Origin of the sequence: Archangium primigenium (assembly GCF_016904885.1) — a bacterium.
Classification (GTDB): Bacteria; Myxococcota; Myxococcia; order Myxococcales; family Myxococcaceae; genus Cystobacter; species Cystobacter primigenius.
This window is the reverse complement of the sequence record NZ_JADWYI010000001.1, coordinates 3562000-3574288: the sequence shown is the minus strand read 5'-3', so window position 1 is coordinate 3574288 and position 12289 is coordinate 3562000. Positions and strand designations below refer to the sequence as shown.

General features: G+C 69.1%; 10 protein-coding genes and 2 pseudogenes. 10 read left to right on the top strand and 2 right to left on the bottom strand.

Annotation, left to right across the window (positions count from 1 at the left end; all coding sequences use genetic code 11):
- Position 1: 1 nt before the first annotated feature.
- A complete protein-coding gene (locus I3V78_RS14890; RefSeq protein ID WP_204488419.1) occupies positions 2-442 on the bottom strand; it encodes a ribosomal maturation YjgA family protein in 441 nt (146 codons plus the stop codon).
- A gap of 124 nt (positions 443-566) precedes the next feature.
- Here I3V78_RS14890 and I3V78_RS14885 point away from each other — a divergent pair, with 124 nt between their 5' ends.
- The 10 genes and pseudogenes from I3V78_RS14885 to I3V78_RS14840 all read left to right on the top strand — a co-directional run.
- On the top strand, positions 567-1079 hold the full coding sequence (locus I3V78_RS14885; protein ID WP_204488418.1) for a putative signal transducing protein: 513 nt from the start codon (positions 567-569) through the stop codon (positions 1077-1079).
- A gap of 121 nt (positions 1080-1200) precedes the next feature.
- On the top strand, positions 1201-2613 hold the full coding sequence (locus I3V78_RS14880; protein ID WP_204488417.1) for a purple acid phosphatase family protein: 1413 nt from the start codon (positions 1201-1203) through the stop codon (positions 2611-2613).
- 126 nt (positions 2614-2739) lie between these two features.
- The gene (locus tag I3V78_RS14875) at positions 2740-4185 is read left to right on the top strand and encodes an RsmB/NOP family class I SAM-dependent RNA methyltransferase (RefSeq protein ID WP_204488416.1); all 1446 of its coding nucleotides are present in this window, start codon (positions 2740-2742) and stop codon (positions 4183-4185) included.
- A 34-nt stretch (positions 4186-4219) separates the two neighbouring features.
- Entirely contained in the window at positions 4220-5986 is a 1767-nt protein-coding gene (locus tag I3V78_RS14870; RefSeq protein ID WP_204488415.1) for a M61 family metallopeptidase, read from the top strand.
- A 21-nt stretch (positions 5987-6007) separates the two neighbouring features.
- Positions 6008-7453, top strand: a complete 1446-nt coding sequence (locus I3V78_RS14865) for a hypothetical protein (RefSeq protein WP_204488413.1) — start codon at positions 6008-6010, stop codon at positions 7451-7453.
- Positions 7454-7479: 26 nt separating this feature from the next.
- Positions 7480-7884 (top strand): carboxypeptidase regulatory-like domain-containing protein, encoded by a 405-nt coding sequence (locus I3V78_RS14860; RefSeq protein WP_204488411.1) that lies wholly within the window; start codon positions 7480-7482, stop codon positions 7882-7884.
- Between the two features lie 67 nt (positions 7885-7951).
- Positions 7952-8818 (top strand): ribonuclease HII, encoded by an 867-nt coding sequence (locus I3V78_RS14855; protein ID WP_204488409.1) that lies wholly within the window; start codon positions 7952-7954, stop codon positions 8816-8818.
- The gene (locus I3V78_RS14850; protein WP_204488408.1) at positions 8815-9444 is read left to right on the top strand and encodes a hypothetical protein; all 630 of its coding nucleotides are present in this window, start codon (positions 8815-8817) and stop codon (positions 9442-9444) included. The genes I3V78_RS14855 and I3V78_RS14850 overlap by 4 nt, the downstream gene beginning before the upstream one ends.
- Before the next feature lie 616 nt (positions 9445-10060).
- Positions 10061-10408 (top strand): annotated as a pseudogene (locus I3V78_RS40335) (helix-turn-helix domain-containing protein); the annotation flags it as partial.
- Between the two features lie 16 nt (positions 10409-10424).
- A pseudogene (locus I3V78_RS14840) lies at positions 10425-11021 on the top strand (IS630 family transposase); the annotation flags it as partial.
- 183 nt (positions 11022-11204) lie between these two features.
- Here I3V78_RS14840 and I3V78_RS14835 read toward each other — a convergent pair.
- Positions 11205-11960 carry a hypothetical protein gene (locus tag I3V78_RS14835; RefSeq protein WP_204488404.1) on the bottom strand — a complete coding sequence of 252 codons (756 nt, stop codon included), beginning with the start codon at positions 11958-11960 and terminating at the stop codon, positions 11205-11207.
- Positions 11961-12289 lie beyond the last annotated feature (329 nt).

Genomic DNA, 12289 nt, shown 5'->3' with positions numbered 1-12289 from the left:
GCTAGGGTGAGCCCCTTGGGTTCACCCGCCAGGCGGCTCGGGAGAAGAACCCCACGTCAAGCCCCACGCCGAGCGCCACGCCCACCGCGTAGCAGAAGAGATCCGACACGAGGAACCCTCGGCCCAGCACCAGGGCGACGAGGGTGTGCGACCGGAGTTCATCCAGCCAGGGGGGGTGGAAGAGCTGGCTGCATTCGATGAGCACCGCGAAGCCCAGACTCCCCGCCGCCGCGCGCCCCACGGACAGCCGGGGCCAGAGCACGAACAGCCCCAGGTAGACGAGCGTGGCCCACAGCGTGTCCCCCGCGTAGGCGGTGAGGAAGCGCGGCAGCGCGTGTCGGGCCATCCCGGAGCGCGAGCCCAGTCCCAGCACGACGACGAGCAGCACGGCTGGCACCAGGAGCATCCGGGGGCGGGACGGAGGGACCGCATCGGTCTGCATGCGTCGCAGTGTACGGCCCCAGGGAGAGCAGAGGAGAAACCAGGCGCCCGTTGGACGTCTTCGCGCATGCCCGCTGTTGCAAGGGAAGCAGCGGACACGCTCCTTCTTCGCCCTGGGGGTTCCCATGCACACGTCGGAATCGGATCTCTGCCTGCTCACCACCTGCGCCGACCCGGCCGAGGCCTCGACGCTGCGCGCCCTGCTCGACTCGGATGACATCGACTGTGTCGTCCAGGGCGAGCATCACAGTGGGATGCTCGGTCCCGCGCTGGGCGGTGCCATCATCGACGTGCGCGTGCTGGTGGCCCGGAAGAACCTCGAGCGGGCCCTGGCACTCCTCGACGCCCACGTGGAGACGCCGGAGCAGCGGGCCGCCGCGCTTGCCGCGGGCGTGGAGGAAGAGGCGCCCCCTCCCTGCCCGGTGCACGGAGAGGTCTCCACGGGGGTCTGCTCGGGGTGTGACACCTTCCTGTGCGCGCACTGTGACGCGCCGGGCGAGCCCCCTCTGTGCGAGGACTGCCAGGAGCACAAGAACGACGCCCCGGGCCCGCGATGGGACTTCCGCCGCAAGCGCGTCGGATGGGTCACGCTCGGCCTCATGTTCGGCCCCGGTCTCCTCGCGGGCGTGTTGGGGTGAGTCCGGAGCAGGCGCCCCCCTGGCCGCCTGCTCCCCGGGCACGGGCTCCGCTGAATCGTGGATGGATGTCCGGCGGCGAACGGTTGCACTCCGAGTCCGAATGATTCGGACCGGAGGATTCATGCACCGACTGCACTCCCTGGCGCTCGGCGCCGTGACCGCGCTTTCCCTGGTGACAGCCGCCCCTGCGCGGGCCGCGGGTCTGGCGCGCGAGCCCTACCTCCAGAAGGTGGGCACCGACAGCGCCCTCGTCGCCTTCCGGGTGGCCGCCTCCTGCGCCCCCACCGTCTATTACGGCACCCACGGCAGCACGGATCAGCAGGCCAAGGCCCCCAACCAGGGGACCCGGCACGCGATCGAGCTCACGGGCCTCGAGCCGGGCACCGCCTACACCTACGTGGTGGACGCGTGCGGCGTGCGCACCAACCCCGTCACCTTCTCCACCGCCTCCAAGCCCGGCGTGCGCCGTGTGCACTTCACCGCCGTGGGCGACTTCGGTTCCAACAGCCGGGATCAGGTCGAGGTGGCGCGCGCCATGCTCGGCCGCACGCCGGAGCTTTTCCTCGCCCTGGGGGACAACGCCTACGAGGCGGGCACCGAGGCCGAGTTCCAGCGCAACCTCTTCGAGCCCATGGCGCCCCTGCTCGCGCAGGTGCCCTTCTTCGCCGTGCCCGGCAACCACGAGTACGAGACGAACAAGGGCCAGCCCTACTTCGACAACCTCTACCTGCCCACCAGCTCCACCGGCGGCGAGTCCTACTACTCGTTCGACTGGGGCTTCGTGCACTTCGTGGGCATCGACTCGAGCTGCGCGCTGGGCCTGGCCCCCACGAGCCGCTGCACCCCGGAGAACCAGCGCAAGTGGGTGGAGGAGGATCTGGCCGCGAGCAACGCGCCCTGGAAGATCGCCTACATGCACTACCCGCCGTGGAGCAGCGGCGAGCACGGCTCCCAGCTGAACATCCGCAAGCAGTTCGCCCCCCTGTTCGAGAAGTACGGCGTGGACCTGGTGCTCACCGGGCATGACCACGACTACGAGCGCAGCCAGCCCATGGTGGGCGACGCGCCGGCGCGCTCGGGCACCCGGGCGCCGGTGTACCTGGTGGTGGGCAGCGGCGGCGCGAGCCTGCGGGACATGGGCCTGAGCAGCAAGCCCTCCTGGTCCGTGCTGCGCAACAACGGCGACCACGGCTACCTCGACGTGAAGGTCGAGGGCGGCACCCTCACCGCCCAGATGCTCACGCCCTCGGGCAAGGCGATGGACACCTTCTCCCTCACCAAGACCCTGCCCCCGGAGGCGGCCGAGCCCGCGCCGGGCACGCCCGCGGAGACCCCCGCTCCGGGCGACTCGACGACGCCGCCCTCCATCCCCGGCTCCTCGGGCAGCACCCCCACCCTGCCCTCGGACAAGGACCTGGATGACCCCGAGGGCCTGAACTCCGTGGCCGGCGGGTGCTCGGCGGGACCCGCCATGGCGCTGCTGCCCGGGGCCCTGCTGGTGCTCGGAAGTGCCCTGCGCCGCCGCCGGCGCTAGAGGCCCGCCCCGGGCGCCCAAGGGGCGCGCCGGGGCCCGGAAGCGGCCCGGCGGCCCCTTCCGCCCTTGTCATCGCGCGTCCGGGATGCGATGCGCCTGCCTGAAGATTTCCGGAGCCTCGTGTCCATGAAGAAGAATCCCCGCCCGCCCCCCCGGGCCTCCCAGCCCCGCCGTGACTCCTCCCGCCGGGATGCCCCCCGCCGGGAGTCCCCCCGCCGGGAGTCCCCCGACTCCCAGGCGCCGCGCGGCGAGCGCCCCGTGCGCGAGGACCTGGTCCTCCAGGCGTGCCTCGAGGCCTATGGCTTCATCCGCCACGAGGGCCGGCTGTCCGACCGGGCCCTGGACTTCACCCTGCGGCACAAGAAGAACCTCTACTCCAACGAGCGCCGGGCCGTGGCCGAGCGGGTGTACGCCCTCTTGCGCCGCCAGCGCACGGTGGACTTCCTCCTGGAGCACGCGCACCGGGGCTTCACCAAGCTGGATCGGACGCACCAGGACGTGCTGCGCCTGGCCGCCTCGCGCGTGCTGCACGGCGAGAGCGTGGCCGACGTGGAGCGCAGCTCCCAGCTCGCGGTGATGGGCGACGCGGGCCTGTCGGGCTTGTCGCACGCGGCGCGCACGCTGGAGGGCCTCCCGCCGGACAAGCGCTTCCCCATCGCCGCGTCGCTGCCGGACTTCCTGGCGGTGCGCTTCCGGGAGACGTTCGGCGCGGATGCCGAGCGGGCCGCCGAGGCGATGAACGAGCGCGCCCCGCTCAACGCGCGCGTCAACGGGCTCAAGGGAGACCGGGAGTGGCTGCGGGCGCGGCTCGCCCAGGAAGGCGTGAGCACCACGCCCACGCCCCTGTCGCCCCTGGGGCTCACGCTGGACACGCGCATCAACGCCTTCTCGCTGGAGTCCTTCCGCGACGGCGCCTTCGAGCTGCAGGACGAGGGCAGCCAGCTGCTCGGCATGCTCGTGGACGCGCCGCCCACCAAGGTGGTGGACGCGTGCGCGGGCGCGGGCGGCAAGACGCTGCAGCTCGCCGTACAGATGAAGAACCGGGGCGACCTGTACGCGCTGGACATCGAGGAGGGGCGCATGGAGGACCTGCGCAAGCGCACCCGCCGGGCTGGCGTGCACAACGTGCGCACCCAGCTCATCCCCTCGGATGGCCCCGAGGTGGACACGGCGCTCGCGGCGCTCCAGGGCAAGGCGGACCGGGTGCTGGTGGACGCGCCGTGCAGCGGCACGGGCACCCTGCGGCGCAAGCCGGACGCGCGCTACCGCCTCACGGCGGAGATGCTCGCCGAGCACGTGGTGCGGCAGAAGCGGCTGCTCGAGCGCTTCTCCCACCTGGTGAAGCCCGGCGGGCGGCTCATCTACGGCACGTGCAGCGTGCTGCGCGAGGAGAACGAGGCGGTGGTGGAGGACTTCCTCTCCCGGCACCCGGAGTTCTCGGTGCGGCCGGTGGCCGAGGAGCTGGGCGCGGAGCTGGGCGCCCGGGTGAGCGCGGGGCCCTACCTGCGGCTCGCCCCGCACTTGCACGGCACGGATGGATTCTTCGGCGCCATCCTGGTGCGCGCGAAGTAACCTGCCGGGCAGTGCCCGGACAAGGGGAGCTGGCATGTCGCAAGGGGTCCACTACCGCGTCTCGATGCCACGGCCGCACACGCACCTCTTCGAGGTGCGGGCCACCTTCCCCCCGGGTCCCGACCTGCTCGACGCCGTGCTGCCGGTGTGGACGCCCGGCAGCTACATGGTGCGGGAGTTCTCGCGCCACGTGCAGGACGTGAGCGCCCAGGGCCCGGACGGCCAGCCGCTCGCGGTGCGCCGCGCGGACAAGCGCACCTGGCGGGTGGAGGCCCGGGGCGTGGCCGTCACCCTCGCCTACCGCGTGTACGCCCACGAGCTGTCCGTGCGCACGAGCCACCTGGACGGCAGCCACGCCTACTTCAACGGCGCCACGCTCTTTCTCTACACCGAGGCCACGCGCGGGCTCGCCCACCACGTCACCGTGGAGGCCCCGCCGGGCTGGCGTGCCTTCACCGCGCTGGACGCGCACGACGGCGTCTTCGTGGCGGACAGCTACGACGCGCTGGTGGACAGCCCCTTCGAGGTCGGGCCCCACACACCCCTTACCTTCAGTGCCGCGGGGGTGCCCCACGAGGTGGTGGTGTGGGGCGACACCGTGCCGGATCCGGCGCGGCTGTGCGTGGAGCTGCAGCGCCTGTGCGAGACCCAGGCCCGGCTCTTCGGCGGCCTGCCCATGAAGCGCTACCTGTTCCTCGTCTACCTCACGGACAAGGGCCGGGGGGGGCTGGAGCACCAGGCGTCCACGGCGCTGCTGTTTCCGCGCGTGGGGCTGCACAGCCCGCGCGGCTGGGAGGACTTCCTCACCCTGGCCGCCCACGAGTACTTCCACCTGTGGAACGTCAAGCGCATCAAACCCCGCGCCTTCGTGCCCGTGGACTACGCGCAGGAGAACTACACCACGCTCTTGTGGGCCTTCGAGGGCGTCACCTCCTACTACGACAACCGCATGGTGCTGCGCGCGGGGCTGATGAGCGCCAGCCGCTACCTCGTCCGCCTGGGCGAGACGTTGTCGGCGCTCCAGGGCACCCCGGGGCGCAAGGCGCAGACGCTCGCCGAGTCCTCCTTCGTGTGCTGGGTGAAGCACTACCGGCCGGACGAGCACAGCCCCAACAGCGCCATCTCCTACTACCTCAAGGGCGAGGTGGTGGCGGTGCTGCTGGACCTGGAGCTGCGGCGCGCCACGGCGGACGCGCGGGGCCTGGACGACCTGATGCGCGTGCTGTGGGAGCGCCACGGCGATGGCGCCGGCGTGCCCGAGGAGGGCGTGGAGGCGCTGGCCTCGGAGGTGGCGGGGAAGGACTTGAGGGCCTTCTTCGACCGGGCGGTGCGCGGCACGGAGGAGCTGGACTACGCCGTGTTCGCCCACGTGGGCCTGGAGGTGCGGGCGCGTCCCCGTGAGTCCACGAGCGATCGCGGCGGCACGCCCGCGCCCCGCGCCCGGAGCGAGGCCCGCCCCCGGGGCTGGCTCGGCATCACCCCCCGGAGCGGCGGCGCCTTCGCCTCCATCGTGGAGGGCTCGCCCGCGCAAGAGGCCGGGGTGTACGCGGACGACGAGATCGTGGCGCTCGACGGCTGGCGGGTGGACAGCGCCGGCCTGCTGTCGCGCTGCGAGGACAAGCTCCCCGGCGACACCGTGCACCTCACGCTGTTTCGCCGGGACCGGCTGGTGGAGGTGCCCGTGGTGCTCGGCCAGAAGCCCTCGGACGCGCTCTGGATCGCCCGCGTGGACAAGCCCACCGAGGCCCAGAAGACCGCCTTCCAGGCCTGGCTCGGCACCCCGTGGGAGGAGCTGGGGTAGCATCCGCGCCGGGGTGAGTTCATGAGCGTTCCATCACGACCTGGCTGCAAGCGCCACCCGGCCGCCCTCGCGGGCTGGCGCTGCGTGAAGTGCGGCGCCCTGCTGTGCCCCGAGTGCGTGGAGGCCCGGCGCATGCACACGGTGGATCTCCTCGCGTGCCGCGCCTGTGGGGACCGCGCCGAGCCCCTGCTCGTGCACCGCTCCCAGCGGGTGCCCCTGGAGGAGCGACTGCGCACGGCGTGGACGTATGCGCGCTCCTCGCGCTTCCTCGCGCTGGTGTTGGGCGCGGGCACGGTGCTCACCGGGCTCACCTTCTTCACCCAGGTGACGCTCATCGTGGTGCGGATGATCCCCGCCGCCCTGCTGCTCGGCGTCTACGCGATCTGCTTCTTCGGCATCCTCATGGGCACCGCGCGGGGCGAGCGCGACGTGCCGCCCCTGGAGTACAGCGACCTCTTCTCCGACTGGCTCCTGCCCGCCTTCCGAGGCGCGGTGGGCACCAGCGTGGCCTGGCTGCCGCCCCTGCTCTACCTGGCGTACTTCGGGGGCTGGGACGTGGCCGCCTACCGCGAGCGCCTGCTGAACGACCCCATGTTCTACATGACGGGGGCCTTCCACGCCCTGCCGTGGGAACTCGTGCGGGGGGACCCCGTGGCCTGGCTGCTGGGGCTCGTCTGCTTCGCCTCCCTGCCCATGAGCCTGCTGCTGAGCGCGAGCAGCGCGCACCCGCTGGACATGATCAACCCCATCCGGGGCCTGCATGCCATCCAGCGGATGGGCCGGGACTACGCGCTCACCGTGGGCGCGCTGGCCGTGCTGGCCCTGACCCTGGGGGCCTCGCACCTGCTCGCCGCGGGCCTCCGGGCGATCGACCTGGGCATCCTCACCCGGTGGATCGCCCAGCTCGTGGAGCTGCCCGTGTTCTTCCTGGGCGCGCACGTGCTCGGGCTGCTGCTGTACACCCGGGGCGATGCCCTCGGGTACGGGGCCGACAGCGACTACCTCCAGCCCTTGCTGCTGGATTCGACACCGAGCACCACCCTGCGCGTGGACGGCCTCGGCCTGCCGGACGCCGTCTCCGAGGCCGAGGTCCACGCCGTGGAGACCCGGCTCGCGGAGCTCACCGAGGCGACGCAGGCGCGCGACGTCCCCCGGGCCCTGGCGCTCTACGCGGCGGCGGATGTCCTGCCGCGCACGCGCATCACCCCCGCGGTGCACCTCTTCGTCGGCCAGGCGGCGGCGACCCAGGGGGACCATGCCCTGGCCGTCCGGGCGCTGGAGACCGCGGCGGACGTGGCGCCGGACGATGTCCTCGCCCCCCGGGCCCTGGTGCTCCTGGCGCGCGTGCTCGGCGAGCGCATGAACGAGCCGGGGCGGGCCCAGCAGGTGTACCGCTACATCGTCGAGCGCTATCCGGACACGGACGCCTCGCGCTTCGCCCAGGCCCGACTTCCGCCCACCAATTGACAGCGGGCTTGCGCGCGGCGAGGGGCGTGCGCACTCCCTTGGCCATGTTCCGCTTTCGCGCCGCGTGGTTGCCACCGTTGGGTCTGCTGCTGCTCGCCGCCTGCGATGGGGGCATCCGCGTCGAGCCCCCGACGGACGTCTGCACCGAGGTCCTGGTCACACTCCAAGTCCAGGTGCTCAGCGCTCAGGGCATGCCCGTGGACGACGCCACGGTGTCCGCCACCCACCTGGAGACGGGCAACACCATCACCAGTGTCACCGCGGGTGACGGAATCACCCGCGCGGTGAACGAGGAGCTGGGCCAGGGCCGCGTGCGGCTGACGGCCCGCGCGGGCTCCAAGACGAGCGACAGCACCGAGGTGCTGTGGACGTGCGACGAGTGCCACTGCTACCCGGACCCCAGCTCGGTCCAACTCCGGTTGAACCCATAAGGCCTCGGGCGCTCGGCCGCCCCACTCCACCTTTGTCCTTCGCGACGTGACCCGCTAGGTTGGTGTCATGACGCACGTGGACGAATTGCTCCGGGAGTGTTCGCTGTCCGAGTTGACCGAGCGGTTCCTCACGCGCTGTCAGGCCGTGCCCACGGGCTTCCTGGAGGCCCTGGACGCGGACTCGCGGCGAGGCGCCCAGACGCTCGCCCGGAAGCTGCGCGCCCGGCAGGGGAAGAACCGCGCCGAGGGCCAGCGCCTGCGCCACCTGCTGCGCTACGAGACCGAATTGTGGGCCCAGGGCCACGTGCATGTCGCTGGCGTGGACGAGGCGGGCCGCGGTCCGCTCGCGGGCCCGGTGGTGGCCGCCGCCGCCATCCTCCCCCAGGGCTGGAAGCTCGAGGGCCTGGACGACTCGAAGAAGATCGGGGACGAGGCGCGCCGCGAGGAGCTGGCCGAGGCCATCAAGCAGGGCGCCGTGGCGTGGGCCGTGGGCATCGCCGAGGCGGAGGAGATCGATCAGCTCAACATCCGCCGCGCCAGCCTGCTCGCGATGCACCGCGCGCTGCAGGCCCTGGGCATCCAGCCCACCTACGTGCTGCTGGACGCCTTCACCATCCCCGAGTGTCCCCTGCCCCAGAAGGGCATCATCAAGGGCGACGCCCTGTCGCTGAGCATCGCGGCGGCGTCCGTGCTGGCCAAGACGACGCGGGACCGGACCATGCGCGAGCTGGACGTGCGCTTCCCTGGCTACGGGCTGGCGGACCACAAGGGCTACCCCACGGCCTCGCACGTCCAGGCGATTCGCGAGCGCGGCGTGCTGCCCATCCATCGCCGCAGCTTCGCGCCCGTGCGCGAGGCGCTCGGGCCCAACACGCCGCCTCCGCCCTCCGCCCAGGGTGACCTGTTCGCCTCACCGGGAGGCGCCTCCACATGAGCGCGGACAAGGACATCGACGCCTGGTTCGCCGAGCGCGGCATCACCGTGCAGGACTCGCGACGCCTGGCCCGCGCGGCATTGGAGGAAGCGGGGCTCACCCGGCCGGGCAAGACGCGCCTCAGCGAGCCCAAGCTGCCCAAGGCCGAGGAGCTCCTCGCCGAGCGCTTCTACCGGGTGTGCACCGCGACCGAGTGCCAGCAGGTGGCCCGCGCCAGTGGCCGCGAGCCGCTGCTGGTGGACCCGCGCAGCCACTGCGAGCACTGCGGTGGCTCGAACAACCGCCGCGCGGAGGTGGCCTTCCTGGAGACGTGCAAGCGCCGGGGCGTCAACAAGGTGGTGGTGGTGGGGGGCTCGCCCGCGGTGCGCGAGGAGTTGGAGGCCAAGCTCGGCGCCCGGCTCCACCTGCGCATGGTGGACGGGACGGAGCGGCGCACGGGCAACCAGGCCCAAGGCGATCTCGAGTGGGGAGACCTGGTGCTCGTGTGGGGCGCCACGGAGCTGCACCACAAGGTGAGCAGCCATTACACCCAGCCGGGCTCGCCCCATCGCCACAAGGTGGTGCACGTGGTGCGGCGGGGCGTGGCCGCGCTGCTCGAGGCGGGCATCACCCATCTGGAGCGATAAGCATACACCAAGGGGAATGTCTCATTCCCCTGGTACGTCCTCAGGCAGGAGGCGACAACACCAGACATCTCCTGAACAAGAATGGACGCGACGCTCTTCCCCCAGACAGGAGACTTCCGGAGGGCAAAAGCTTCCGTCCAGGGGCGGGAGTTCTTCTGAATCAATCACCCGATCAGGAGCGCCGCGAGAAAAAGAACTCCGCATATCTATCGCGCAGGCGCCAATGAGACGGCATGTCGCATCGTCGATGGATGGAGGAAAGGGTCCATCGATGAAATCCTCGGGCACGTAACGGTCCACGGGCAACTTTTCGGTCGAGAGCAGCATGTCTGGGTTGAGTGCACCCGGCATCGAGCACCGTTGGATGTCTCCCCACGGCTTGAAGTCAAAGATCTCGAACTCACGGAAGGTGGCGCACGCAGGGATGGTTCTGCTCTTCCCAGTGAAATGACCCTTCAACATGAAGCGGCCGAGTTCCCACACGTTCCGGCGTAGCCGCTCGTTGGGCTGGTTCCGGCCCACGGGAATAACGTGCTCGAAGGCCGCTCCCTCCGAACGCGCCAGGCTCACAGCGGGAATCGAATGAGCTGAGGCGCCCAGGGGTTGATCGGGAGCGATGGGAACGACAGCACTCTCGATGGACTTGAGGCAACGGGTGGTTGAGGCCTTCCAGCAAGGAGAGGGGACGTCCAAGCAATTGGCACGTCGCTTCGGAGTGGGTAGGGCCACGGTCCAACGCTGGATGCGTCTCACTCGTGAGACGGGAAGCCCTGCTCCGCGGCCGCACGGGGGTGGGCAAACCCACCGAATAGGCGATGGGGAGCTGAGCGCTTTTCGTCGCCTGGTCGATGAACAACCCGACCGGACCCGAGCCGAGATGGCGCGAGCGTGGACGGAGCGCACAGGCGTGCGAGTGAGCGTGGCAACCATCGGCCGGACGCTGACGCGATTGGGCTACACGCTCAAAAAAAGTCCGCTACCCGACCGAACGCGAACGACCCGACGTCCAAGCCCAACGAGAGGCCTTTCACCAACGACAACCCGAGCTTCCGACTCCCAAGGTGTTGAGCATCGACGAGGCGGGCTGCACCATCGACATGACGCGCGAACGAGCCTGGGCCCCGACGGGACAACGCGTGGCGCAAGCTGTCCCTCGCAATCGAGGCACCGTGCTGAGCATGATTGGCGCGCTCAGTCTCGATGGGCTGGAAACCGTCATGATGAATGAGGGAGCCACGACTGGGGATGTCTTCCTCCATTTCGTCAGCCATTATCTCCTGACGATGCTGCGGCCTGGAGACATCGTCTTGTTGGACAGAGCGGGGGCGCACTTTCGAAAGGAAGCCATCGCCCTCATTGAGCAGCATGGAGGCCAGGTGCTCTACCTGCCTCCGTATTCACCCGACCTCAACCCCATTGAATTCGCATGGTCCAAGCTCAAGGGATTGCTCCGGACGGCAGAAGCGCGCACCGTCACAGCACTTCGTCAGGCGGTCGAGGACGCCATGCTGCTCATTTCTGCCTCGGATGCGGCCCAATGGTTCAAAGCCTGTGGCTTTCAGCCTCAAGCCACGTGATCTCCGCTGTCAGTAACTCCATGCCACATTCCGAACTCCGCTCGGCGAAGTACTTCCAATCGTTTTCCATGGGATGGGCGGAGTACGGATCATTCCGTCGCTCAACGCGAGGACGAGAGTAGATCACAAGGAGCAACCCCAATCCCATGAGCGCAGCTCCAAAAGCAACCAGTCGTGAAAGCCTCACCCCACTGGCACTCCAGCTTTGATTCCCAGCGGAAAGGGGAAGCCAGCGTTCGAGTACTGAAACCACTTCGCACCAGCACTGAGAACAACCATCCCTCCGTTGTGATGGATTCTAGCGAAGTCGACTTTCCCCTCTGCGCCCTCCGCGTAAAAATTAAACAACTTCGCCCAGCTCGCGGCGAAAAGCTTCGTATTACATCCAAAAAACTTATGGGGCGCCTTTGCCGTATTGTGTGGAACAAACGACGATGCCTTGAGCGTTCCAATGCGGGAGAGACTCAACACATCCTTGGAATCCGGCTCAATCGCCTCATGGTCGCGTGAGTCATGGCGCAGCGAGAGCCACAAATCATCACGCGCATGGCCGTAAAACCACACTCTACTGATTCGACTGGCCTTGAGCCCCTTCAGATGAGCAAGGACATCTTCTGCGGAAGAGATTCCCTGGTATTTCCAGGAGCGCTCCGCCACACGTCTTTTCACTAGGTCCAGATAGCTCGAAAATCTTTTCTTCACATTGATGGCGTGCTGGTATTGAGTTGGTGCTGTCTTCTGGCCGCCAATATCACTACCCCACAGCGAGACATAGGCTGGCTCATGAACGAGCCAATGAACCTCTTCTGTCTTCGCATCGTGGAGTGGGGCCTTCAACGAACGAAGTAATGGCGGTGTGACAAAATCATCCCAGCTCTGATCGTGACGACTCGGATCCTTGGGCTCGTAGATGCTCGGCCCCCCCAGACAGAATGACAAATGTATTTTTCATACCCCCCCTCACCGCCTATAGAAACACACCAAGCCGCTTACGCACTGAACCCAGCCACACCACCTGACGCAGTCTACCTTTACGGCCTCATCCCCTTGAGGCTACAGCAAGGAAAACCGCGCCACAAGGCGGAATTGGAAAGCGAGGCAGATGTCCGAAGAGTTTAAACTGCCCAACGACACCGCGCAGCGACTCAGCAAAGCAGGCGTTGAAAGCCCCTTCGGGTTCTGGTTGCCCATGGCGGCGCGCGGAGCAAGGAGCCCAGAGCACGGTACATACAGATTCGCGACTTGGGTCGATGCAACATGCTCGAACC